The 22283-nt window shown below is 59.8% G+C and carries 24 protein-coding genes; 7 read left to right on the top strand and 17 right to left on the bottom strand.

Features of this window, described 5'->3' with window-relative positions; all coding sequences use genetic code 11:
- Nucleotides 1–16 precede the first annotated feature (16 nt).
- Nucleotides 17–1012 (bottom strand): hypothetical protein, encoded by a 996-nt coding sequence (locus tag ACP0KA_RS02180; protein ID WP_424627200.1) that lies wholly within the window; start codon nucleotides 1010–1012, stop codon nucleotides 17–19.
- Between the two features lie 307 nt (nucleotides 1013–1319).
- Between ACP0KA_RS02180 and ACP0KA_RS02175 the strand changes: the two genes are divergently transcribed.
- From ACP0KA_RS02175 to ACP0KA_RS02155, 5 genes are read left to right on the top strand one after another with little or no spacing between them, the layout of a single operon-like run.
- Complete coding sequence (locus ACP0KA_RS02175) at nucleotides 1320–2327, top strand: ABC transporter substrate-binding protein (RefSeq protein ID WP_424627199.1); 1008 nt, start codon at nucleotides 1320–1322, stop codon at nucleotides 2325–2327.
- A gap of 37 nt (nucleotides 2328–2364) precedes the next feature.
- Nucleotides 2365–3180: an ABC transporter permease gene (locus ACP0KA_RS02170; protein ID WP_424627198.1), complete on the top strand. Its 816-nt coding sequence runs from the start codon at nucleotides 2365–2367 to the stop codon at nucleotides 3178–3180.
- A 4-nt stretch (nucleotides 3181–3184) separates the two neighbouring features.
- Nucleotides 3185–3970: an ABC transporter permease gene (locus ACP0KA_RS02165; protein WP_424627197.1), complete on the top strand. Its 786-nt coding sequence runs from the start codon at nucleotides 3185–3187 to the stop codon at nucleotides 3968–3970.
- The gene (locus ACP0KA_RS02160; RefSeq protein ID WP_424627196.1) at nucleotides 3967–5028 is read left to right on the top strand and encodes an ABC transporter ATP-binding protein; all 1062 of its coding nucleotides are present in this window, start codon (nucleotides 3967–3969) and stop codon (nucleotides 5026–5028) included. Before ACP0KA_RS02165 ends, ACP0KA_RS02160 begins: the two co-directional genes overlap by 4 nt.
- A 14-nt stretch (nucleotides 5029–5042) precedes the next feature.
- Complete coding sequence (locus tag ACP0KA_RS02155; RefSeq protein ID WP_424627195.1) at nucleotides 5043–5882, top strand: phosphodiesterase; 840 nt, start codon at nucleotides 5043–5045, stop codon at nucleotides 5880–5882.
- A 21-nt stretch (nucleotides 5883–5903) separates the two neighbouring features.
- Here the strand turns inward: ACP0KA_RS02155 and ACP0KA_RS02150 are convergent, their stop codons facing one another.
- From ACP0KA_RS02150 to ACP0KA_RS02125, 6 genes are all read right to left on the bottom strand, one after another.
- Nucleotides 5904–7499, bottom strand: coding sequence for a class I adenylate-forming enzyme family protein (locus ACP0KA_RS02150; RefSeq protein WP_424627194.1), 1596 nt, complete (start codon nucleotides 7497–7499; stop codon nucleotides 5904–5906).
- Between the two features lie 26 nt (nucleotides 7500–7525).
- A complete protein-coding gene (locus ACP0KA_RS02145) occupies nucleotides 7526–8182 on the bottom strand; it encodes an ATP-binding cassette domain-containing protein (protein ID WP_424627193.1) in 657 nt (218 codons plus the stop codon).
- Nucleotides 8179–8931: an ABC transporter ATP-binding protein gene (locus ACP0KA_RS02140; protein ID WP_424627192.1), complete on the bottom strand. Its 753-nt coding sequence runs from the start codon at nucleotides 8929–8931 to the stop codon at nucleotides 8179–8181. The genes ACP0KA_RS02145 and ACP0KA_RS02140 overlap by 4 nt, the downstream gene beginning before the upstream one ends.
- Entirely contained in the window at nucleotides 8928–9917 is a 990-nt protein-coding gene (locus ACP0KA_RS02135; RefSeq protein ID WP_424627191.1) for a branched-chain amino acid ABC transporter permease, read from the bottom strand. Before ACP0KA_RS02135 ends, ACP0KA_RS02140 begins: the two co-directional genes overlap by 4 nt.
- On the bottom strand, nucleotides 9917–10813 hold the full coding sequence (locus ACP0KA_RS02130; RefSeq protein WP_424627190.1) for a branched-chain amino acid ABC transporter permease: 897 nt from the start codon (nucleotides 10811–10813) through the stop codon (nucleotides 9917–9919). The genes ACP0KA_RS02135 and ACP0KA_RS02130 overlap by 1 nt, the downstream gene beginning before the upstream one ends.
- Nucleotides 10814–10945: 132 nt before the next feature.
- Nucleotides 10946–12256: an ABC transporter substrate-binding protein gene (locus tag ACP0KA_RS02125; protein ID WP_424627189.1), complete on the bottom strand. Its 1311-nt coding sequence runs from the start codon at nucleotides 12254–12256 to the stop codon at nucleotides 10946–10948.
- Nucleotides 12257–12575: 319 nt separating this feature from the next.
- On the opposite strand from ACP0KA_RS02125, the gene ACP0KA_RS02120 reads away from it, so the two are divergent.
- The gene (locus ACP0KA_RS02120) at nucleotides 12576–12962 is read left to right on the top strand and encodes a c-type cytochrome (RefSeq protein ID WP_424627188.1); all 387 of its coding nucleotides are present in this window, start codon (nucleotides 12576–12578) and stop codon (nucleotides 12960–12962) included.
- Nucleotides 12963–13054: 92 nt separating this feature from the next.
- On the opposite strand, the gene ACP0KA_RS02115 is transcribed toward ACP0KA_RS02120, so the two are convergent.
- The 8 genes from ACP0KA_RS02115 to ACP0KA_RS02080 form a co-directional block, all read right to left on the bottom strand.
- Nucleotides 13055–14110 (bottom strand): ABC transporter substrate-binding protein, encoded by a 1056-nt coding sequence (locus ACP0KA_RS02115; protein ID WP_424627187.1) that lies wholly within the window; start codon nucleotides 14108–14110, stop codon nucleotides 13055–13057.
- A gap of 2 nt (nucleotides 14111–14112) precedes the next feature.
- On the bottom strand, nucleotides 14113–14445 hold the full coding sequence (locus tag ACP0KA_RS02110) for a hypothetical protein (RefSeq protein ID WP_424627186.1): 333 nt from the start codon (nucleotides 14443–14445) through the stop codon (nucleotides 14113–14115).
- Nucleotides 14442–15200: an ABC transporter ATP-binding protein gene (locus ACP0KA_RS02105; RefSeq protein WP_424627185.1), complete on the bottom strand. Its 759-nt coding sequence runs from the start codon at nucleotides 15198–15200 to the stop codon at nucleotides 14442–14444. Before ACP0KA_RS02105 ends, ACP0KA_RS02110 begins: the two co-directional genes overlap by 4 nt.
- Complete coding sequence (locus tag ACP0KA_RS02100) at nucleotides 15197–16003, bottom strand: ABC transporter permease (protein ID WP_424627184.1); 807 nt, start codon at nucleotides 16001–16003, stop codon at nucleotides 15197–15199. The genes ACP0KA_RS02105 and ACP0KA_RS02100 overlap by 4 nt, the downstream gene beginning before the upstream one ends.
- Nucleotides 16000–16812 (bottom strand): ABC transporter permease, encoded by an 813-nt coding sequence (locus ACP0KA_RS02095; RefSeq protein ID WP_424627183.1) that lies wholly within the window; start codon nucleotides 16810–16812, stop codon nucleotides 16000–16002. The genes ACP0KA_RS02100 and ACP0KA_RS02095 overlap by 4 nt, the downstream gene beginning before the upstream one ends.
- 134 nt (nucleotides 16813–16946) lie before the next feature.
- Entirely contained in the window at nucleotides 16947–17723 is a 777-nt protein-coding gene (locus ACP0KA_RS02090) for an SDR family NAD(P)-dependent oxidoreductase (RefSeq protein WP_424627182.1), read from the bottom strand.
- Nucleotides 17723–18220, bottom strand: coding sequence for a 2,4'-dihydroxyacetophenone dioxygenase family protein (locus ACP0KA_RS02085; RefSeq protein WP_424627181.1), 498 nt, complete (start codon nucleotides 18218–18220; stop codon nucleotides 17723–17725). The genes ACP0KA_RS02090 and ACP0KA_RS02085 overlap by 1 nt, the downstream gene beginning before the upstream one ends.
- On the bottom strand, nucleotides 18210–19019 hold the full coding sequence (locus ACP0KA_RS02080; protein ID WP_424627180.1) for a FadR/GntR family transcriptional regulator: 810 nt from the start codon (nucleotides 19017–19019) through the stop codon (nucleotides 18210–18212). Before ACP0KA_RS02080 ends, ACP0KA_RS02085 begins: the two co-directional genes overlap by 11 nt.
- A gap of 188 nt (nucleotides 19020–19207) precedes the next feature.
- Here ACP0KA_RS02080 and ACP0KA_RS02075 point away from each other — a divergent pair, with 188 nt between their 5' ends.
- Nucleotides 19208–20335, top strand: coding sequence for an iron-containing alcohol dehydrogenase (locus tag ACP0KA_RS02075; RefSeq protein WP_424627179.1), 1128 nt, complete (start codon nucleotides 19208–19210; stop codon nucleotides 20333–20335).
- A 62-nt stretch (nucleotides 20336–20397) separates the two neighbouring features.
- Here ACP0KA_RS02075 and ACP0KA_RS02070 read toward each other — a convergent pair whose 3' ends face one another.
- Both ACP0KA_RS02070 and ACP0KA_RS02065 read right to left on the bottom strand, forming a co-directional pair.
- Nucleotides 20398–21195, bottom strand: a complete 798-nt coding sequence (locus tag ACP0KA_RS02070) for a heme ABC transporter ATP-binding protein (RefSeq protein WP_424627178.1) — start codon at nucleotides 21193–21195, stop codon at nucleotides 20398–20400.
- On the bottom strand, nucleotides 21192–22235 hold the full coding sequence (locus ACP0KA_RS02065) for a FecCD family ABC transporter permease (protein WP_424631467.1): 1044 nt from the start codon (nucleotides 22233–22235) through the stop codon (nucleotides 21192–21194). Before ACP0KA_RS02065 ends, ACP0KA_RS02070 begins: the two co-directional genes overlap by 4 nt.
- Nucleotides 22236–22283: the final 48 nt, after the last annotated feature.

The raw sequence follows: 22283 nt of genomic DNA, 5'->3' as shown, positions 1-22283 counted from the left end.
TGAGAGCCTCAGCCTCTTATTTGAGGTTCTCCGGAATGATCAGCGGCACATAACCAAACACGCCTGCACTGTCCGGATCGACGAGCACGCGAATGGCGTGAACGTCCCCATCGCCATAGACCATCAAGCGCAGCACGTTTGGGATCGCCTTGCCACGGCTGTTCTTCAGCGGCGTCAGCTCGATGAAGTGTTCGTCGCCATTAATCACAAGAACCGGTTTGCCGAAATCCTTCGCGCCGGCTTCAATGGCATCGAGCACATGCGTGAAGCCGGATTGGCGCGGCATTGCGCCATTCGGAAAGCGCGCCTGATCAAATTCCGCCTGCATGAAGACCACAGCTGCTTTCGCGTTTCTTCCTTTTGCTTTCGCAAAGCCTGCCTTGATCCAGGCGACATTGGCCTTGTCGCGCGGGAAAAATTCCTTCGCGGCTTCGGGATCTTCAGCCTCGAAACCGTTATTTGAGCCGACCACATGGACGCTGATGAATTGCACGCCGTTTTTGGCGAAGCGCGCGTTCTCCACGAACGTGGAATACTCCGGCATGATCTGCGCCTGGCTCTCGAGATCGATTGGCGCCTTGCCAAGTGACTTGCTCGGGGTGGCGAAAAACATCTCGCGTACCTTTGCCAGCCGTTCGCGCGGATCAAAGTTGCCCGCCACTTTGCGGTGGCAATCGGTCCATTCATTGTCGCCAATGGTATAGACCAGCGCGCCTGCGAATGTCTGGATCTGGTCGTAGGATTTCTTCAGGATGTCGTCGCTGCAGGGAACGCCGCCGGACTTGATATCGCCCATGTGCAGCGTGAACGCCGGCTTCATGGCGTTGATGGTCGCAATCAACCGGTCGAACTTCACATAATCGCCGGGAAGATTGTACGGCATGTCGCCGAGCGCCACGAAGGAGAAGGCGGTATCGCCACCGACGGTCTCTGCGGCGGTCGCGATAGATGGCGAGATCAAAAGCGCGGCTACAGGCAGTGATAAGGCAACGCGGCGAAGGGCGGGTATCATGCGAAATTGTCCTCGAGCAAAATTGTCCTTGAGTATGTCAGGCTGATCGCCGGTATGCGGGTAGACGCAATGATACGAGGATGGTCCTGGATCGTGTTCTGAACGGTCATTCTAAGTCATCAACTGTTGCAGAGCAAAAACCGCTCGTGTGGCGGCTCAGAAGTCCGCACTATCCGGGGCGTGTCTGGAATAATGCGAACTTCGGAAGCGGGGCACTCGCGCTGTCGCAAATCGTTCACACGCCGCGTATAGTGCATGGCGCGCAGGCCCGACCATGCTGAATTTTCCGTACAATGGAGCTGGAGCAATGAAGGTTTTCCGCGCGCTTTTGGCGGCGATGGTGCTGTCGATTTTTGCCCCGTGGCATGCCGCTCAGGCCGCCGACGTGATCTGCTACAATTGCCCACCCGAGTGGGCTGATTGGGCGACCATGCTCAAGTCGATCAAGACTGATCTCGGCTACGACATTCCGCATGACAACAAGAATTCCGGTCAGGCTCTCGCACAGATTCTTGCCGAGAAGGCCAATCCGGTGGGCGACATCGGTTATTTTGGCGTGACATTCGGCATGAAGGCGAAGACCCAAGGCGCGCTGGAGCCGTACAAGCCTGCCCACTGGGACCAGGTCGATGCTGGATTGAAGGATACTGACGGTTACTGGACGACGATCCACTCCGGCACGCTTGGCTTGTTCGTCAACAAGGACGCGCTTGGCGGCAAGCCGGTGCCTGCCTGCTGGAAAGACCTTTTGAAGCCCGAATACAAGGGCATGGTGGGCTATCTTGACCCGTCTTCAGCCGCAGTTGGTTACGTTGGCGCCGTGGCGGTCAATCTCGCGCTCGGCGGCTCGGCGCAGGACTTCAACCCAGGTCTGAACTTCTTCAAGGAATTGCAGAAGAACCAGCCAATCGTGCCGAAGCAGACGTCGTATGCACGTGTCGTTTCTGGAGAAATGCCGATCCTGTTCGACTATGACTTCAACGCCTATCGCGCGAAATACACCGAGAAGGGCAACTTTGAGTTCGTCATCCCGTGCGAAGGTTCGGTGGTGTTCCCCTATGTCGTTGGCCTCGTCAAGAATGCGCCTGACAAGGAGAAAGCCAAGAAGGTGATGGACTATCTCCTGTCCGACAAGGGACAAGCGATCTGGACCAACGCCTATCTGCGCCCGGCACGTAAGATCGAGCTTCCGGCAGCCGTCAAATCCAAGTTCCTGCCGGATAGTGACTACGCGCGGGCCAAGAGCGTCGACTGGGGTGAGATGGAAAGCGTGCAGAAAGCTTTCACCGACCGCTATCTCGCGGAAGTCCGCTGAGGCAATATGGCGCCCTCATAAGGGGCGCCATTTCTCCATGTCGCATCGGTCCTTCGTCTGGCTGTGTCTGCTGCCGCTCGCCGTGGTGACGACGGCGTTTTTTCTGCTGCCAATGGCGCGGCTGGTGGCGACCGGGGCGGAGGGACCGCGCGGCCTTGCCGAATATTTGACCATTTTAACGGTGCCGCGCTATCGCGCGACGCTAATCAACACCGTGCTGCTGTCTGCGGCGACGACCATTCTGACACTTGCCATATCTACAGTCGCGGGCATGTTTCTTCAGCGCCATCGCTTTCCGGGCCGCGCGATCCTGATTGCGATGCTGACGTTTCCGCTGGCGTTCCCCGGTGTGGTGGTCGGTTTCATGATCATCCTGCTGGCAGGACGGCAGGGCTTGATCGGTGATCTGTCGAACCGCCTGACCGGAGACAGGATCGTCTTTGCCTACTCGATCTATGGCTTGTTGCTTGGCTATCTCTACTTCTCTGTCCCGCGGGTCATTCTGACCATTATGGCGGCCGTGCAGAAACTTGACGTGGGTCTGGAGGAAGCCGCGCGCTCGCTTGGTGCAAGTCCGTGGGCAGTGCAGCGGGACGTCGTTCTGCCTGCATTGGCGCCGGCGTTCGTCGCTTCCGGCGCGATTGCCTTTGCCACGGCAATGGGGGCATTCGGCACGGCGTTCACGCTCGCGACCAACATCGATGTGCTGCCGATGCTGATCTACACCGAGTTCACGCTCGCGGCGAACCTCGCAACCGCGGCATCGCTCTCCGTTGGGCTCGGGATCATTGCGTGGGCGATGCTCGCAATTGCGCGATCGTTCACCGGCGGCACCGTGGCCGCGGCTGGATGATGCCATGCGTGATCGCCTGATCTTCGTTGGACAACTGATCTTCACGCTGCTCGTTGCGGCGTTTCTGGTTGTACCCGCGATCTTGTCGATATCAGCCGGTGTCACGGTCAATTATTTCCGTGGCATTCAGTCCGGCGTGACCTTGCAATGGGTTGTTCAGGTCTGGGAGCTGTATGCTGGAACGATCTTGCTGTCGTTCATCATTGCGTTCGCGACACTTGCGGTGACGCTGGCGGTGGGGGTGCCTGCCGCTTATGCGCTGCATGTGCGCGGTGGGCGCTTGTCGCGCATCATCGAAGAGGTCATTACCCTGCCGCTCGCCATTCCCGGGCTCGCTATCGCGCTGGGGCTGTTGCTGACCTACGGAGGGTTTGGAAGTTTCCGCCGCTCCTGGCTGTTCATCCTCGTGGGTCATGTCGTCTTTACGCTGCCCTTCATGGTGCGTTCGGTGATGGCGGTATTTGCCACGATCGATATCAAGACATTGGACGAAGGCGCTGCTTCGCTGGGGGCTTCGCCCTGGCGGCGGTTTTGCGATGTGATCGTACCCAATGCCATGCCGGGTATTCTTGCCGGATCGCTGATGGTGGTGACGCTCTCGCTCGGTGAATTCAATCTCACCTGGATGCTGCACACGCCGCTGACCAAGACATTGCCGGTCGGGCTTGCCGATAGCTACGCTTCGATGCGGCTGGAGGTCGCCTCCGCCTACACGCTGATCTTTTTTGTGATGATTGTTCCGCTTCTGGTGGCGATGCAGATTCTGGCCGATGAGGGGCGGAAGGCATGAATGCAGTTCAAGGCCACGGCGTCGCGGTCCGGATCGAAAACTGCGGCAAGACATTCGCAGACGGCACCCACGCGCTCGAACCGGCCACCCTCGATATCGCACGCGGCGAAACGCTGGTGCTGCTCGGCCCATCCGGCTGCGGCAAGACTACGATGTTGCGGATCATAGCCGGTCTCGAAGTGCCGGATGCCGGCGGGCGCGTGCTGTTCGACGGCAAGGACATGACGCCCGTGCCGATCGAACAGCGCAACGTCGGCATGGTTTTTCAGTCCTACGCTCTGTTTCCGAACATGAGTGTCTCCGATAACATCGGATACGGCCTGAAGATCCGGGGCGTCGGCAAAGCCGAACGCACGCGCCGCATCGCGGAGCTGATCGAATTGACCAATATCGGCGGACTGGAACATCGACGCATCGATCAACTCTCCGGCGGCCAGCGTCAACGCGTGGCATTGGCCCGGGCCGTGGCGATCCGTCCCGGCATCTTGCTTCTTGACGAGCCGTTGACTGCGCTTGACGCGGCGCTACGTGACCGTTTGCGTAGCGAGCTTAACCGTATGTTGCGTGCACTTGGCATCACCACGATTTACGTCACCCATGATCAAGCCGAGGCCATGGAGCTCGGTGACCGGATCGTTGTCATGCGGAAGGGCGCTATCGCCCAGATCGGAGTGCCGCGAGATATTTATTTTGCACCCCAGAGCCGTTTTGTCGCCGAGTTCATTGGTGCGGCCAACATCATCGAAGCCCCGCTCGTGAATGGTCATTTTGTTTTACCCGGTGGCCGGTTGGCGACCGGAGGCAGTGATAATCAGGCGAGGGCGGTGGCCATGATCCGACCGGAGACAATTCAGATTACGCATGCCGAAGGGGCATTCCTCGCAGGAGTTATCGACAGCGTTGGTTTCTCCGGTGATCGGCAACGCATCATCGTCAAAGATGTTTCGGACAAATTGCTGACCATCGACGCTCCCAATACGATCAGGGCGAAAGCAGGGGAACGCATCGGGTTGTCGATCGCTCAGGACGCCATACGTCTGCTGCCGCCGGACAAGTGAGAAGCTGAATCCAGATGACGCAAAAGCCAGTTCTAATTGCACAGATCTCCGACCTGCATATCAAATCGCCCGGCGATCTTGCTTATGGGCGCGTCGATACCGCCAAGGCATTCGAGCAATGTATCGTCGCGCTGAACGCGCTAGATCAGAAGCCCGATCTTGTCGTGATCTCCGGCGATCTCGTCGATACGCCGACGGTGAGCGAATACGATCATCTCAAGCGTCTTCTCGCACTGCTCAAATTGCCGTTTGTGGGAATTCCGGGCAATCATGACTCACGCGAGATGATGCGCGCAGCATTTCCGGAGCAGACGTACGCGTTCCCGTCCGGGGCGCTCAATCAATTCGCCCAAGTCGACGGACTCGATCTCGTATTGCTCGACTCCAGCGTTCCGGGCAAACCTCACGGCGAGCTTGAAGCGTCGACCTTGCAGTGGCTGGCTGAGACACTGGCTTCATCGCGTGAACGACCCGCACTAGTGTTTCTGCACCACCCACCATTCATGGCCGGTATCTGGCACATGGACAGGCAAAACCTTTTAAACGCGAGCGAACTCGAAGCGATCGTTCAACAACATTCCCGCGTGCAGCTTGTCGCTGCTGGGCACGTCCATCGTACGGCATTCACGATGTTTGGCGGAACTGTTGCGACGATCTGCCCGGCGCCGAACCATGCGGTCGACCTTGATCTCGGCGAACTTCGAGAGCCGTCATTCAAGATCGAGCCGCCGGCCTTCCATCTGCACACTTGGTTTCCGGGCGACGCGTTCGGGCATGTCGTAACGCACACCGTGCCGATCGGTGCGTTCGATGGCCCGCATCCGTTTTTCGGGCCGGATGGGAAGTTGCTTTAAATAGGCGCCGACAAGCGTTTCTTAGACGCCAGCCAGAGCATCGCGGATCATTTTCTTCATCACCTTGCCGTTGGCATTGCGCGGCAGCGGTTCGGCGCTCAGCGTGATCGTCTCGGGCACCTTGTAGTCGGAGAGGCGCTCGGCGCACCAGGCGCGCAGGGTCGGCTGGTCGGTATCCACGCGCGTGACGACGACGGCGTGAACGCGCTCGCCCAGCACGGGGCAGGGCTGCGCCACCACGGCGCTCTCCACCACCGCCGGATGACTTGCGAGGACGGACTCCACTTCGGCGGAGAAGATCTTCAGGCCGCCCCGGTTGATCATGTCTTTCTGGCGATCCAGCACGCGCACGAAATTGTTCTCGTCGATCGATCCGAGATCGCCGGAATGCCAATAGCCACCGGTGAAGCTTTCCGCCGTCGCGCGCGGATTATTCCAGTAGCCCTTGATGACCGATGCGCTCTGAATCCAGATCTCTCCGACCTCGCCGCGTGGCAGTTCGCGGCCATCCGCATCCATGATGATGATGTTTGCGCCGGGGCAAGGAAGCCCAACGCTGTCAAGGTGTTTCGCAGTGAGTTCGGGTGGCATAATGGTCGAGGGTGATGTGGTTTCCGTCGAGCCATAGGCGTTGATCAATTTCAGTCCCGGGATTTTCTCCGCGAGCTTTTCGATCGTTGCGACCGGCATCGGCGCGCCGCCGTAGCCACCAATGCGCCAGGCAGAAAGATCATAGGTGTCGAAATCAGCCTGCAGCAGACAGAGATTGTACATGGCGGGCACCATCACTGTTTGCGTTGCGCGTTCGCGGGCGCAAAGCTTGAGATAGTCCCGCGCCTTGAAGTCGGCCACGATGATCAGGGTCCCGGCGCATCGCGCCATCACCATGATGTTGGCGACAATTCCGGTCACATGGCCAAGCGGCACTGCTGCGATCGAACGATCGGCTTGCGTCAGATCCATGCAGGCTTCGTAAACGATGGCGGAATGAATGATATTGCAATGGGCGAGCATGGCGCCCTTCGGCCTGCCGGTGGTCCCCGATGTGTAGAGGATCATGGCGGTATCTTCTTCGTGCACCTTGGCGGGGGGCAACGCCAGATCGGTCGCAATCAGATCCTGAAACTGCAGCGATCCGGGCGTTGCACCGATTGATACGCGATGGAGCAGATCGGGGACATCGCCGTGATCCGGAAGGCGATCGGCCATGTTATCTTCATGGATGATCAGTTTCGCGCCGCAATCCGTCAGCACGTAGGCGATCTCCGGCTTCTGCTGCCGTGTACTCAGCATGACCGTGACAAGGCCAAGATACGCGGCGCCGAAGAGCGTGAGCGCGAATTCAATGCGGTTGCCGAGCAGCAGCGCCACGCGGTCGCCGGGCTGCAAACCGACTTCCTTGAAGCCGGCGGCAAGCTGAACAGACGTCTGCGCGACGTCGCGCCAAGTCATTCGTTGAGCGCCGTCAATCAATGCTTCGCCATCCGGATTTCTAGCGGCGGCATCGGCCACCATGGCCCAAATACTTGCAGGTCGATCACGGAATGTTGACACCACGCGATCACCGAAGCGATTTTCGTGCTGCATTGCGGGCAAGGGATATTGTGACCAGTCCATGTCTGTTTCCTCCCTGATCTCAGGCGTCAGGTTGCAAGATTGGCGCCGCGTTCGATCACAAATTCTCTGTCGAACAGCGAGCGGGAATGATTCAAGTCAGATTGTGACATCAAGACAGTTAAGCCTTTTCCCTTGAGCGATGCCAAGACTTCCGAAATGCGCTCCGACAGGGCAGGTGCGATTCCCTCGAATGGCTCGTCAAGCAAAAGGCACCGGGTGCCGATGCCGAGCGCGCGACCGAGTGCAACAAGTTTCTGCTGTCCGCCGCTGAGTAGCAGCGCCTTGCGGTCGCGCATGCTGGTGAGCTCGCCGATCACATCGTAGACGAACTCAAGCCTGGCCTTTCGATCGATCTCCTTCGAGACCCACAGCGGCAGCAGGATGTTTTCCTCGACGGTCAATTGCGGGACGAGTCCGCGGTCTTCAGGCATGTAGCCGATGCCGAGGCCTGCGCGGGCGTGCCGCGGCAGGGCCGAGAGATTCTCGCCGTTGAACCGGATTGTCCCCTGGCGCGGCGCGAGATGGCCCATGATCGAGCGCATCAGCGTGGTTTTGCCGGCGCCGTTGCGTCCAACCAGGCTGATCATCTTGCCCTCCAGGAGCTGCATGCTGAACCCACGCAGTGCCGGCATGGACTGGATCTCGACCGCGAGGTTGTCGACCTCCATGAGAGGGTGAGTCATCGCGCACCTCCGGTCACGTAACGGCGGACTTCCGCGTCTTTCAGAACCTGATCCGGGATGCCATCCGCAAGGATACGGCCGTTATAAAAGGCGACGACACGGTCGGCATATGCGCTGACGATATCCATGTCGTGTTCGACGAAAACGATCGTGGCTGCGCCGCCGGAGACCGCGTGGATGACCCGGTCCATGGTCGCAAACTTCTCTTCCGCCGACACGCCTGATGTCGGTTCATCAAGCAGCAACAGCTTGGGGTGTCGCGCCAAGGCCATGGCGATGTCCACCAGCTTGCGGACGCCGCCGGCCAGTTCGGAGACCGGGCGGTCGGCATGAGCGGCAAGGCCAAAGCGATCGAGGAGCGCCAGTGCCTGCTCGCGGTAGCCGTTTGCCTCGGCAGGGGCTATCCCGGAGAGCCGGCTTCCCGCCGCGCTGGAAACTGCGACCGTCAGGTTCTCCGCAGCCGTGAGTTCAATGAACAGTTGCGGGATCTGAAACGAACGTGAGATACCGAGCTTGGCGACATCGCGCGGTGAACGCTTGCCGATGGGGGAGCCATCAAGATCAATCTGCCCGCTGTTGGGCTTGGTGTAACCCGTCACCATGTTGACGAAAGTGGTCTTGCCCGCGCCGTTTGCGCCGATCAGGCTCACCTTCTGCCCTGCTGGAATATCGATATTGATATTGTCGGCGGCGACCACGGCGCCGAAGCGCTTTTCCAGACCGCGGACGGAAAGAACGGGCGTTGTCATGTCGCCGATCCTTTCTCAACGATCACAGGACTTGGCGGTGGCTCGCTGGGTTTACGTTTTGCACTCGTCCAGAGTGAACCTATGCCGCGTGGCAAGAAGAGAATGACGGCCAACAGGAATGCGCCGAGCACCAGTTGCCAGGTGTTCGGCAGATAGAGGTTGGAGAACGAGCGCACGAGTTCGAGGGCGAGGGACGCGGCGAACACCGCGGCGACGCTCTGGTTTCCGGCAAGAATCGCAATGAAGACGAATTCGCCCGACGTCGTCCAATATGCGAATTGCGGATCGATGTGACGTTGCGCCATTAGGGTGAGTGCGCCGCTGGCACCGGCAAAGATCGCGGCAATGACGAAATTGATCGTCACGATGCGATTGGCCGATGTCCCGAGATACTCGACCCGCAGATTGTTCTCCCGAACGGCGAGACTCATCAGGCCGAGCTGCGAGCGAAAGAATATGGTTGCAGCGATGCCGGCGAGGCCCGTAGTCACGACGGATACCGCGTAGAGCATAAAGTCGGCGTCGCGCGGATCGGTGAACGCGGTGCCGAACAACGTCGGGCGGACGACGTTGAAGCCGTCTGATCCACCCAGGATGGTGGTTTTGACCAGGGCGCCGTACAGCACCATGGACAGCGCAAGCGTCAACATGCCGAAGAAAATGCCGGTGTAACGCGCGATCAGTGGCCCGATCATCAGTCCCAGCAAGCCGCCGCATACCGCACCGATCAAGACCTGCAAGACCGCATCGGTAAGACCCCAGGAGTGGGCAAGCAGGGCGACGCCATAACCGCCCGCAGCAAAAAACAGACCCTGACCAAAGGAGACGTTGCCGGTGCGCGCAAGCACCACGATGCCGAGCGCGATCAGCGCATTCGCCGCAGCGACGGTGGCAAGCGACAATGTCCAGGCCGGAATGACGCGGCCGAACAACATGGCCGCGATGATCAGGCAAAACAAGCTGAAAAGATAAGTGCTGCGTGTCATCAGATCCGCCTCGCAGTTTCACGGCGGAACAAGCCTTCGGGCTTGAACACAAGAACGGCGGCCATGATCAGATAGATCATGAATAACTCGGCCTGCGGCAGCAGGTGAACCGATGCAGCTCTGGCCATGCCCACCAGAATGGCGCCGATCGCAGCTCCTTCGACGCTGCCGAGCCCGCCAATGACGACGATGGCAAAGCTGAGAATGATGACTTCGGAGCTGAGACCCGGCTGGACGGAAATTTTCGGCGCTGTGAGCGCGCCGGCCAACGCAGCCAGCAGGACACCGACGGCAAAGGCGATGGCATAGACGCGATTGATCCGCACCCCCATGCTGGCGCTCATCTCCGCATTATGAATCACGGCGGATACGATCTTGCCGGTGACAGTGCGGTTGAGGCCAAACCAGACGATCAGACCAATTGCGATCGACATCGGGATCAAGGCCAAATCATAGCCGACGTAAAACAGTCCGGCGAATTCGACATTGCCGAACAGCTCGTACGGTTGATTGGCATAGATGGGATTGACGCCCCAGATCAGTTTGGTGATGTCCTCCAGCATCAGGAAGACGGCGTAGGTCACCAGCAGCAGGACCACTTCGTCGCGACCGTAAAACATCTTGAGCAGGCCGCGTTCGAGCAGCAGGCCGATCAGAGCCGCGATAACGGCAACCGAGACCAGCATCACGACGAAGCCGAGAACCGGCGAAAGGCCACGTGCTGCGACGAATGTCACCGCGGTCGCTGCGAGATAAGCACCCAGCGCATAAAAACTGCCATGGGCGATGTTGAGGATTTTCAGGACGCCGAAGACGAGTGTCAGTCCCAGCGCCACAATGAAAAGCCACGATGCCTGGATGAGGCCGTCGAGAATGATTGTCAGAAAGAAATTCATCGGTCTCTTTAAAGCGGGTTATCGAGGGACACGGCTGCGGCCCGGGCGTTGCCGGGCTGGACAGAGAGGGCTTCCTATCGTGCACGCGATCCGCAAAAGCGCACTGCGTGCACGATCAGGCGATAAACCTGTTTAGTTGCACTTCGCGCCCGTCATCCCGCCCTTGATCCAATCCACCGATTTGACGCCTGGGGGTGGATTCACGCACTCCGCCGGAAAAAGCTGGATGTCGACCAGTTCGACCCGCTTCTTCGCCGGATCATATTTCGTGCGGCTGATGGCGATCGGCTGGATGGCCTGATGGCCGTCGCCGTTCTTCATCTGGATCAGGCCGCCGGGGCTTTGCCATTCCGATCCGGTCAATGCCGTAATGATCTCGTCGGTGGTCGGCTTCTTGCCGCCGTTTTTCTCCATCGCCTTTTCGATGGCATTCTTCAATCCGAGGATCGATTGCGTCACGCGATAGGCGGCCTGCACCGGGTAGACGCCATTCGCCTTTTCGTAGCCCTGGAAGAACCAGTCATTGATCGGAGATTTCTGCGACATCAATCCATAGGCGCCGCGGGCACCGATAATCACGCCATCGGGCATCTTCTCGCCCAGCGGTGGGAGAACGTGGTCGGCTGCGCTCAACACCAATTGGCTGCGCTTGGAGAGCCCACGCGGCACGGATTGCAGCAGAAACGCCTGCAGGTCGCCGCCCCAGAGGCTTGAGTACACGACATCTGAGCCGGCGCTGACGAGGGCCGAAATTTCGGTGCCGTATTGGCCCGCGCCGAATTTCGGCAACAGGTCGGCATTGAGCTTGGCATCAGGAAACATTTGCCCTGCGGCCGCAACGAAGTCGGCGCGGCTGTCCTGGCCCCAGGCGTAATCCTGGTTGATCGCCGAGAAGGTTCCCATCTTGATGTTGCGCGACTTCATGTAGCGAATGAGTGCGACGTTATCCATCGTGGCATGCGCTGCCGTGCGGAACACGTAGTTGTACTTTGCTTCTTCGAAGATGCGCGGCGTGCCGCAATCGAACAGCAACAGCAGCTTTTTGAGTTCTTCGGCGATGGGGGCGACGGCGAGGCAATCTCCGGAGCCGATGTAACCGATCACGGCATCGACGTTATCGCGCTGATAGAGATTGCGCAGTTCCTGGACCTGCTTGGTCGCTCCGCCGTTTTCATCGATCACGACCGGCTCGATCTTCATGCCGCCGAAGCCGACTTTCTGGTATGGCGCCGGCGCGGTACCTTTGTTCAGTTCGTCGATGACAAACTGAGCGCCTTTGCTGGCCGGCACGCCAAAGCTTTCCGCGGCTGGGCCTGACAGAAATGTGACGATGCCGAGCTTGAAAGTGTCCTGAGCCGGCGAGGGGGTTGCGAAAGCAAGCATTGCGCCGGAACACGTGGCCAATAGTGCAAGTGAGCGCTTGATGCGCGAAAGGTGATTCATTGTGTCCTCCCAAATGGCCAGTCCTGCCGGCCTCCTCCCGCGTCCGTTTGCCGGACGTCTTGGAATCGGAAGCTTAGGCGGGGTTTTTCGGCCCGTCTACGGAGCTAGCGCCAATCCACTGCAAGGGACGAAAAGCCGCAGATGCTGCAACCGCTCAGTCAATTGAAAATATGGGGTGGTTTGCTGACACCGGAACGATATATTTAGTTAACGGGGCTGTGCATTAAGTACGCGACCAACCCACCGGTTGCTGCGGGTCGATTCCTTTCCGGGCGATCTTCAGCGCCAAGCATCCCTTCAGTCCAAAGGTACAAGGCACATGATCATTCGTTCGCTTTTCGCAGCACTTTCGCTGGTCGCCATGGCCGGCGCCGCTCATGCTCAGGACGCCGCAGCCGGTGAGAAATCATTCGCCAAGTGCCGCGCCTGCCATCAAATCGGTGAAACCGCCAAGAACGCTGTTGGCCCTGAACTCAACGGACTGATCGGCCGTCACTCCGGTTCGGTCGCAGGCTACAACTATTCCGAGGCAAACAAGAAGTCCGGCATCACCTGGGATGAGGCGACCTTCGCCGAGTACATCAAGGACCCCAAGGGCAAGATCCCCGGCACGAAAATGGCTTTCGCGGGCATCAAGAACGAGCAGGAGATCAAGGATCTCACCGCGTTCCTCAAGCAATTTGGTGCGGACGGCAAGAAGAAGTAATCGGCAGTCGTGCCGATCGCTGTTCTGGTCGAAATCAAAAAGCGGGCGGAATTTTCCGCCCGCTTTGTTTTTTAGTTGTCCGCGCCGTTTGATTACGGCTTGAAGACGAAGTCCGGCCCGATCGCCACATCCGCTGGGATTGGCGGCAGATCGGAGAACAGTTCCGGGTGATCCTTCATGACTTTCAGGATCGGCTTCGGATCGATGTGCTTGTTGACGTCGAAAATCGATTTCAGCATGCCGAGCCGCGCCAGCCGGTCTTCCGCACTCCACAGCGCACGATAGTTGTTGGCTGAGAGGCGGCGGTCTGCCTGCTGGATATTGAATTGCATGGCGGCCTCCGCGACGTCCTGCTTGAGGCCAGGGATCCAGCGGGTTGCGACCTGAGCTGCCTGCTTCGGGTTTTTACGCATCCACTGGTCGGCTTCGGAGACTGCAGCAAGGAACTTGGCCGCCGTCTCGGTGTTCTTTTCAACCCAGGAGCGCAACGCGACGTTGAATCCGAGGTAAGAGATTACGTCGCCACCGCGAACCACTTCGAAGGCACCCGGCACATCCTTCTGGGCGACGATCGGCCATGGATCCCATCCTGCGAAGGCATCGATGCCCTTGGCAAGCAGGGCGACTGTCATGTCCGGCGGCGGCGTGTTCACCAGCGTGACATCCTCCGGCTTCAACCCGGCTTTCTCGAGGGTCGCGAGGATATAAAGATGATTGATCGTGCCGAAGGACGCGGCGATCTTCTTGCCCTTGAGACTCTTGGTGTCGCCCTTGACGATCCCCGAACCTTCGCGGGCGATGATCGCCATCGTCGCGTCCGAGCCCGCCTTGGTGGCGTTGCCGCTGTAATTGCCGAGCGCAACGAGATCCATGCCGCGCAGGACAGCGCCGATCATCGGCACGCCGACTTGAACAATCTCGCTCTCGCCGGCCTGAAGCGCGTTGAGGGAGTCAACGCCGGTGGCGTAGGGGCGGGCGATATCGACATCGAGGCCATGCTTCTCGAAGAAGCCGCGCTCCAGTGCGATCGGCAGCCCGAGCTGGTCGATGCTGCTGACCATGCCGGCCTTCACTTTAATCAGATTTTGCGCCTGGACCGGCATACACGCCAGTGCCAGCGCCGCGCCCAGCAATAAAATTCGTTTCATTATCATCCTCCCGTTTTAATTGGTCCAACGCTCGTCACCCAATACGGCCGCGCAACTGAAGTGAGGTCCGCTCGTTTGACGCCGCGAAGTTCGATCGAACGGTCATCCGCACCGGAGACCCGTCCGTATTTCTGGAATGCAAGAACGTGAAAGCGCTCCGGCGTGAAGGGCAGCTCGATCTGTACGTTCACCTTCTCCGAGTTGCCTGCGAGCTCCGGCGAAATCTTTCCCGGAGCTGCGAGCGTCAGCCAAACCTGGAATCCGGCCCATGCGGCGATGACGCCGAGAACGAAACGGCCCTTGTTCGAGCGCAGAATTGCCGACAGCAGGTTCATGCTGCACGCACCATCTGCAGCACCTGCGCGGAGAGGCGCTTGAAGGTGTCGTCCTCGATCAGATCATCCCACACCCGCGGGCGAGGCAGATCGATCTTGATCTGGTCGAGCACGCGGCCCTTCGACAGCACGACCACGCGGTTGGCGAGAAACACGGCTTCTGGTACATCGTGGGTGATGAAGATGACGGTCGGCTTGCGCTCTTGCCAGATGCGGGTGAGCTCTTCCTGCAGCGTCATACGGGTCTGCGCATCGACGCTGGCGAACGGTTCATCCATCAGCAGCACAGCAGGATTGTTGGCCAGCGCACGCACCACGCCGACACGCTGCTGCATGCCACCCGACAATTCGTTGGGATAGCGATTGGCCGCATGAGAAAGACCGGCGAGCGCCAGATACTCGTGAGCGATCTTGTCGCGCTCGGCCTTCGGGACGCCGCGCATTTTCGGACCGAAGCCGACATTGTCGAGCACGGTCTTCCACGGAAATAATGCAAATGACTGAAACACAACGCCGCGTTCGGGGCCGGGACCGTTGACCGGCTTGCCGTCGAGCAGGATTTCACCGCCCGAATAGGGGATGAAGCCGGCGACCATGTTGAGGATCGTCGTCTTGCCGCATCCGGACGGCCCAACCACGGAAATGAATTCGCCTTGCTCCACATCGAGCGAAACGTCGTGAACCGCAGTCACATGCGATCCCGCATAAGGATCGAAGTAGGTTTTCTGAAGATTACGGATCGAGAGCGTTTTCATGATGTCACCAGTCCCCAACGCTGACCGGTCGCGCGTTCGATCGGCGCGAGGATCCATGCGTCTACGATGTACCAAAGCAGTCCAAGAATGATCATGCCGAGCAGGATTTCGACGGTGGAACCGGAGCGGCGGGCGTCGAACATCATGAAGCCGATGCCGCTGGTGCCGACGATCATCTCCACGGCAATCAACGCGCGCCAGCCATAGCCGAGGCCGTTGCGCAGTCCGGTAATGATATTGGGCAACGCGCCTGGCAGCGTGACTTCGAAGAGCACGCGTGCACGTGATGCGCCTAAGCTACGCGCCGCGCGGGCGAGATCCCGAGGCACCGACTCCACGCCGAGCACCGTGTTGAGCACGACGGGAAACAGCACGGTATAGACGATCACGAATGTCATCGTGGTCAGGCCGAAGCCGAACCAGATCAGCAGAATCGGAAGCCATGCGATGTCGCCGATGGCCTGGAAGAATAACAGCACCGGCCAGCAGATGCGATGTGCGGTCTTGTTGGTGCCGATTAGAATGCCAAGTGGAATGCCGAGCGCCATGCCGACAGCCGCACCGGCGAACAGCCGGACGAGGCTGTCCTGCAGATAATCCGGCAGGATGCCCTTGTACGTCAGTGTGACGAACGATTTCGCGACCTCGGCAGGGCCGGGAAAAAAGGCGCGCGGAAACATTCCGGACTCGGCAACCGCAGTCCATAGCGCAATGACCGGGATGAACGGCACGATGGCGGCAAGGGCCGGCCAGCGTGTCGTCATGCGGGTGTAGGCACCCCAACTTTTCAGAACGAGGTTCATGCGCGCCTCACCAAGCCCCAGCGCTCGATGGTCGCGCGCTCAAGTGGAACAAGCAGCAGCCGGTCGATCAAAAGCCAAAGGACACCAATGACAATCATGCCGAGGACGATGACTTCGGTGCGATAGAAATCGCGTGCCACAAACAGCATGTAGCCAAGACCGACATTGGTCGCGATCATTTCGGCTGCGATCAGCCCGCGCCAGGCAAAGCCGAGACCGGTGCGGACTCCAGTCACGATATTCGGCAATGCGCCGGGCAGAAGAACCTGGGTCAGCAAGGCCCAGCGGCCGGCACCGAGCGAGGCGGCGGCATTGCGCAAGGTATGAGGAATGGTCGAGACGCCGAGCAGCGTATTATAGGCAACGACGAAGAACACCGCGTTGAATATCACGAAAATGATCGCACCGAAGCCGTAGCCGAACCAGAGCGTTGCGATCGGAATCCACGCAATGCCGGCAAGCACCGAGAAAAAGCGAAAGAGCGGCGTCAGAAATGCCGAGACGCCGGGACTGACACCCATGGCGATACCGAGCGGAACGGCCGTGACAATGCCGATCAGCGTGCCGAGACCGACGCGCAGCAGGCTGGCGCCGATATGGCTGAGAAGGGTGCCGTCCTTGATCGATTCAATGGCGGCGGTTCCAACCGATCCCACCGAGGGGAATATCCGCGCATTGACATTGAACAGCGGTACGACGACGGCCCAGATAACGACGAGTGCAAGCAGCGGTGCCACGAACACGGCTGCTCCCGCGAGGGAATTGACCCCGCGTGCGACCCATCGCGATTGGACTTTTCGACTGGACATGACCAGCACGCAACCTCCTTGTGATCAGGCTTCTGATCGAAACTCTTTGTCGTTTTTTATTGGCCGACTTCAGTTATCAGGGGCGAAATCGTCGCTTGGAAGCGTGGCAAGTCGCCACACGTTCCATGATCCGCTCATACAACGGCGTAACCTCCGTCGATGACGAGCACCGCGCCCGTCACGAAAGACGCAGCCGGCGAGCAGAGGTAGAGAACGCCGCCCAGCAGGTCCGAAGGCTGTCCCCAGCGCCCGAGTGGCGTACGGCCCAGAATGACCTCACTACGTTCGGGATCACTTTGAAGCGCGGAGGTGAGGGGCGTAGCGATCCAACCTGGTGCAATGGCGTTGACTCGGATTCCGTCGCCGGCATAGGCGATCGCCAGTGACTTCGTCAGTTGGGCGATGCCGCCTTTGCTGGCCGCGTATCCGGGAACCAGGCCGCCGCCGAAGAATGAGAGCATCGACGCGAGATTGACGATCGCGCCTTTCGATTGCGCCAGCAGGGGGCGGGCGGTTGCGCAGACGCGCATCGTCCCACTGAGATTGATATCAACGACGGAGTCGAAGACGTCGGGATCGAGTTCATCGCCGCGGCGGATGACGCCGGCGCAATTCACCACCACATCGAGGCTTTCGAGAGAGCCGATAAGGGCTTTGATGGCCGCGATGTCCCGTACGTCGAGGAGTTGCGCATTTGCCTTCTTCAGGACTGGGTCTGACGCGACGGTTGCAATTTCAGCATCGCTGACGCCTGCGACAGTGACGTTCGCACCGGCTTCGATAAAGCCGCGAGCAATGCCCGCGCCGATGCCTGATGTGCCGCCAGTCACAAGCACGCGCTTGCCTGCGTACCACATCGAGGCCCAGGCGCCGGATGTGGCGTCATGAGACATGGGGGAACCGTCGGTCATCAGCGCACAAACTGATCGACGTAGTCGGCGCCGAGACCAACTGATGTGTAATGAGCACGGCACATGTCGAGCTTGGTGAAGACGTCCTCGTAGCCGACGTGCTTGTTCTGCTCGTCGAGATAGACCATCGAGCCCTGGATGTTGAAGAAGGTGATCATCTCGGAAGTCTCTTCCGGCACCACCAGAGTATGAATCTCACCCGGCGGCTCGAACACGTATGAGCCTTCAATGGCGACCCAGTCGTGCTCGCGATAGAACCATTTTCCCTTCAGGACAAAGCCGTGAACGGGGTTGGGATGAAGGTGGCGCGACAGCACCCCGGCTCGCCGCACACGCAGCAGGTTGCACCATTGGCCCTGGCGGGTGTTGAGCATCAACGGCCGAAACCACACATCAGGGGCCTGGGGCACCCACACGCGTTCATCCTCCGGGATTGCAACGACTGCAATCTCCGGCGACGCGAGAACATGGGTTGACCCCTTCATATCACGATACATGGCGCTTCCTTTTGGTCTTGCCGTTTACGGCTGGTTTTGCAGCCGCGGCTCGCGCGGCTGAGGTTCTTCGTTTCGACAGCTTGAATTCGGTGTAACCGAGCACTTGCTCCATGGCGGTGCGGGCCTTGTCGGCATCGCCTTCGTTGATGGCGTGTGCGGCAATCGCGTGGTTCGGCAGGTTGTCCTCGAACCAGCCGGCGCTGCCGACAGCCACGAGGAAAACCGTGCTCAGAATGGTGTCGATCGCGCTCCTGAATCCCTGCAGCACCGGGTTGTGCGTGGCGTCGAGAATGGCGAGGTGAAACGCCTTGTCGGCTTCGATGGCGCTGGCCTGATCGTGCGACGTTTCCATGGCGGTGAGCGCAGCGTTGATGCGCTGGCGGTCCGTCTTGGTAGCGCGCGTGGCGGCCATCGCCGCGGCCGCCGGCTCGATGATCGAACGCACTTCCTGGATCGCGAGAAGCAGTTCGCGATCCGGCTCGTCCTTGCCGACCAGCCACGCCAGCACGTCGCGATCGAGCAGGCTCCAGTCGCGGCGCGGGCGGACGTGGGTACCGTGGCGGGGGCGCACGCTCACCAAACCTTTGGCGGCGAGCGTCTTGATGGCCTCGCGGATGACGCCTCGTCCGACGCCGAAGCGCACTTCGAGATCATGTTCGGGGGGCAGGGCAGCGCCGACGGGGATCAGATCCTGCGCGATCTCGCTGCCGAGCGTGGTCAGCACGGCATGAATACGCCCCGGCTTGACGCGCTTGTCGGCTGTTTTCGGACGTGCCTTGACCAAGGTGAAACTCCCCATTCGCTGCTCTGACGGCAACGTACGGCGACGCTAGCACGGTCAGGATTGTGGATGCAATCATCCGATGTTAAACATCGGATGATTGGTGAAATGTTGCGCTGCGAAAATGCATTCGCGTGGCATAGAGCCTTCGACACTCGACATTATAAAGACAGCAACGACAAATCACAGGCGAGGCAGCGCAATCCATGGCGACCATCGGTTATCTGACGACCACTCTTTTCGACTTTGGCGCGATCAAAGGCCTGAAAAACGAAGTCGATGCTTTGGGCATCCGCCGGCCTTTGCTTGTGACAGATCCGGGCGTCGAGGCGGCCGGCATTGCTGGGAAGGTGCTCGTGCAGCTTGACGGAGTTGCCGTGACGGTCTTCGCGAAGACGCCGGCCAACCCGACGGAAGAGGCGGTGATCGAAGGCGTGGCCTCTTATCGCAGTGGAAGTTGCGACGGCATCATCGCATTGGGCGGCGGATCGCCGATCGATCTCGCAAAAAGTGTTGCACTGGCAGCCACGCATGCAGAGCCGCTTGAAAGTTACGCCGCAATCCGCAATGGCGTCGGTAAGATCACCGCAAGCGTCGCGCCGGTGATCGCAATCCCGACCACCGCCGGAACCGGAAGCGAAGTGGGGCGCGGAGCGCTGATCAATCTGAGCAATGGTTCGAAGCTTGCACTGATCAGCCCGCACCTGATTCCAAAGCGCGCGATTTGCGATCCCGAATTGACGCTGGGACTTCCACCGGTGCTGACGGCGGCAACTGGAATTGACGCGTTGACGCACTGCATCGAGACGTATCTGTCGCCGCTCGTCAATCCACCGGCGGAAGCCATCGCGCTCGATGGGGCCTATCGCGCATGGCACTTCATCAAGCGCGCGACGGAAAACGGCTCGGACCGCGAGGCTCGCTGGGAAATGATGATGGCTGCACTGGAGGGCGGTATGACCTTCCAGAAGGGACTTGGCGCGGTACACTCCTTGTCGCACGCCGCCGGCGCACTGCGGCGGCCGACCCTGCATCATGGCATGCTCAACGGCGTATTCCTGCCGCACATCCTGCGTTTCAATGCTGATAGCGTCGGCGAGAAATACGACAAGCTTCGCGAGGTGTTCGGATTGAGCGCGAAAGCCGATCTCACAGCTGCGGTATCCGATCTGATCACGTCGCTCGGTCTGCCGCTGACGCTCGGTCAGATGGGATTTGAGGAAAAGCATATTCCGGAAACGGTGCAGCGGGCGCTCGCGGACCATTCCAACGCGACGACACCACGCAAGGCGACTGCGGAAGAGTTCGAAGCGTTGCTGCGGGCTGCGCTTTAATCTCTGATCTGGATCACATGGCGGAATTATCTCGCCATGTGACCGGAATTCATAAGACGGCCTTACTGCATTCTCTGCAGCAGCACATAAGGTTGTCCGTCTTCAGAGCCGATCCTGGTATCAACTTCAAAGACGTCGGCGATCATCTTGTTCGTGATGGTGTCGGCGGGCTTGCCATCGGCGGCGATCGAGCCTTTGTGAATCACGACAATCCGATCCGCGAAGCGGACGGCAAGGTTGAGGTCGTGCAGCACGGCGATCACTGCTGTGCCCTCGCGCGCGCGGCGTTTGGCGATTTCCACGAGATTGATCTGATAGCGCAGGTCGAGGCTCGAGGTCGGTTCGTCCAGCAATAGCACGCCGGGGCCGTGTTCGGCCTCGCCGCAGGCAAGCTGCACCAGCACGCGCGCGAAATGGGCGCGTTGCTGTTCGCCACCTGACAGGGTCGGAAGCTCGCGATGCCGAAATGGCTCCAATGCGAGCTCGGCAATCGCGGCATCGATCAGAGGTCGGGCTATGGCGCGTGGCCGGTCGCCGGCGCCTATGGCAACGATTTCCTCGACGGTGAAAGGAAAGCTGACGTTGACATGTTGTGACAGCATGGCGCGATGCTTCGCCAATTCGCGCGACGAGAACGACGACAGATTTTGGCCCTTCAGACAGATATTGCCGGCGCTGCAACGCAGGTCTCCGGACAACAACCGCAGCAGCGTCGATTTTCCCGCGCCGTTCGGCCCGACGATGGCGACGGACTCGCCGCCGCGAAACTGTGCTCTCACGTCGTTGAGCAGCCTGGCATGCCGGATCGTCATGCAAACGGCATCTGCTTCGATCATCGCAGAGGGGTGGGTGTCTGTCATGACCCGATCAATGAGCGCTGTCGCAACAGGATAAACAGGAAAAACGGGGCGCCCAGAGCTGCAGTCAAAATGCCAATCGGCACCTCGGCCGGCGCTGCAAGGACGCGGGCAATGGTATCGGCGCCAATCAGCAAAATCGCGCCAAGACATGTCGAGGCCGGCAACAACATGCGGTGACCGGGACCGATAGTTACACGCAGCAGATGGGGGACCACGATGCCAACGAAACCCACGACGCCGCAGATCGAAACCGCCACGCCGGTCATGGCTGAGATCAGCACGATGGAGATCTTCTTTAGCCGTTCGACGTCGATGCCGGTGTGAAATGCTTCGGCTTCGCCGAGCACCAGCACGTCCAGGCCGCGCGCGATGAAGGGAATGGCAATCAGGGCGAGGACGACCGCGGGCGCGACCATCGCCGCTTTCGGCCAGGTGGCGCCGCTGAGTGAACCGAGCAACCAGAACGTGATGTCGCGCAATTGGCGATCGTCAGCGACAAAAACGAGGAGGCCGATGCCTGCGTTGGCAATAGCGGCAATGGCAAGGCCGGCGAGCAGGAAGATCGCCACCGATGTCCGGCCTTCACGGCTCGCGATTTTGTAAAGGATAATGGTGGTGGTCAGCGACCCGGCGAAAGCCGCAATCGGGAGCAGTTCAAGCTGCATGAACTTCAAGTTGGCGCCCCAGGCGCTGTCCGAGATCACGATTGCGGCCGCCGCGGCAAATGCCCCGCCGCTCGATACGCCGACGAGCGCCGGATCGGCGAGGGGATTGCGGAAGAGGCCCTGCATGATGGTTCCTGCCAGCGCGAGGAGGCCGCCAATCATCCCCGCGACCGCGATGCGAGGGATACGAATGGACCAGAGCACCAGCTGGTCCCGCGAAAGCATTGCCGGATCGGCGTGACCGATGTTGAGGCCGAGGGCTGCTGCCAGACGAGACAGGGGGATGCCGGCGGCGCCGATGGTGGTTGCCACCAGGGAAATCCCGATCACGCCGGCAATGAGCACGCTAAAGACGAGCGTGGCGGACGGTCGCATCAAGGATGCGCCGATCGATGGGCGACGTGCGGTTGCGACTGTGTTCGT

It is taken from the genome of Bradyrhizobium sp. SYSU BS000235, assembly GCF_049747295.1.
Taxonomy (GTDB): domain Bacteria; phylum Pseudomonadota; class Alphaproteobacteria; order Rhizobiales; family Xanthobacteraceae; genus Afipia.
This window is presented reverse-complemented; position numbering and strand designations above follow the sequence as displayed.

Bases quoted from the DNA above. Each gene is read 5' to 3' on its own strand.
- ACP0KA_RS02180 (WP_424627200.1), bottom strand. From the start codon at position 1,012: ATGATACCCGCCCTTCGCCGCGTTGCCTTATCACTGCCTGTAGCCGCG.
- ACP0KA_RS02175 (WP_424627199.1), top strand. From the start codon at position 1,320: ATGAAGGTTTTCCGCGCGCTTTTGGCGGCGATGGTGCTGTCGATTTTT.
- ACP0KA_RS02170 (WP_424627198.1), top strand. From the start codon at position 2,365: ATGTCGCATCGGTCCTTCGTCTGGCTGTGTCTGCTGCCGCTCGCCGTG.
- ACP0KA_RS02165 (WP_424627197.1), top strand. From the start codon at position 3,185: ATGCGTGATCGCCTGATCTTCGTTGGACAACTGATCTTCACGCTGCTC.
- ACP0KA_RS02160 (WP_424627196.1), top strand. From the start codon at position 3,967: ATGAATGCAGTTCAAGGCCACGGCGTCGCGGTCCGGATCGAAAACTGC.
- ACP0KA_RS02155 (WP_424627195.1), top strand. From the start codon at position 5,043: ATGACGCAAAAGCCAGTTCTAATTGCACAGATCTCCGACCTGCATATC.
- ACP0KA_RS02150 (WP_424627194.1), bottom strand. From the start codon at position 7,499: ATGGACTGGTCACAATATCCCTTGCCCGCAATGCAGCACGAAAATCGC.
- ACP0KA_RS02145 (WP_424627193.1), bottom strand. From the start codon at position 8,182: ATGACTCACCCTCTCATGGAGGTCGACAACCTCGCGGTCGAGATCCAG.
- ACP0KA_RS02140 (WP_424627192.1), bottom strand. From the start codon at position 8,931: ATGACAACGCCCGTTCTTTCCGTCCGCGGTCTGGAAAAGCGCTTCGGC.
- ACP0KA_RS02135 (WP_424627191.1), bottom strand. From the start codon at position 9,917: ATGACACGCAGCACTTATCTTTTCAGCTTGTTTTGCCTGATCATCGCG.
- ACP0KA_RS02130 (WP_424627190.1), bottom strand. From the start codon at position 10,813: ATGAATTTCTTTCTGACAATCATTCTCGACGGCCTCATCCAGGCATCG.
- ACP0KA_RS02125 (WP_424627189.1), bottom strand. From the start codon at position 12,256: ATGAATCACCTTTCGCGCATCAAGCGCTCACTTGCACTATTGGCCACG.
- ACP0KA_RS02120 (WP_424627188.1), top strand. From the start codon at position 12,576: ATGATCATTCGTTCGCTTTTCGCAGCACTTTCGCTGGTCGCCATGGCC.
- ACP0KA_RS02115 (WP_424627187.1), bottom strand. From the start codon at position 14,110: ATGAAACGAATTTTATTGCTGGGCGCGGCGCTGGCACTGGCGTGTATG.
- ACP0KA_RS02110 (WP_424627186.1), bottom strand. From the start codon at position 14,445: ATGAACCTGCTGTCGGCAATTCTGCGCTCGAACAAGGGCCGTTTCGTT.
- ACP0KA_RS02105 (WP_424627185.1), bottom strand. From the start codon at position 15,200: ATGAAAACGCTCTCGATCCGTAATCTTCAGAAAACCTACTTCGATCCT.
- ACP0KA_RS02100 (WP_424627184.1), bottom strand. From the start codon at position 16,003: ATGAACCTCGTTCTGAAAAGTTGGGGTGCCTACACCCGCATGACGACA.
- ACP0KA_RS02095 (WP_424627183.1), bottom strand. From the start codon at position 16,812: ATGTCCAGTCGAAAAGTCCAATCGCGATGGGTCGCACGCGGGGTCAAT.
- ACP0KA_RS02090 (WP_424627182.1), bottom strand. From the start codon at position 17,723: ATGACCGACGGTTCCCCCATGTCTCATGACGCCACATCCGGCGCCTGG.
- ACP0KA_RS02085 (WP_424627181.1), bottom strand. From the start codon at position 18,220: ATGTATCGTGATATGAAGGGGTCAACCCATGTTCTCGCGTCGCCGGAG.
- ACP0KA_RS02080 (WP_424627180.1), bottom strand. From the start codon at position 19,019: ATGGGGAGTTTCACCTTGGTCAAGGCACGTCCGAAAACAGCCGACAAG.
- ACP0KA_RS02075 (WP_424627179.1), top strand. From the start codon at position 19,208: ATGGCGACCATCGGTTATCTGACGACCACTCTTTTCGACTTTGGCGCG.
- ACP0KA_RS02070 (WP_424627178.1), bottom strand. From the start codon at position 21,195: ATGACAGACACCCACCCCTCTGCGATGATCGAAGCAGATGCCGTTTGC.
- ACP0KA_RS02065 (WP_424631467.1), bottom strand. From the start codon at position 22,235: ATGCGACCGTCCGCCACGCTCGTCTTTAGCGTGCTCATTGCCGGCGTG.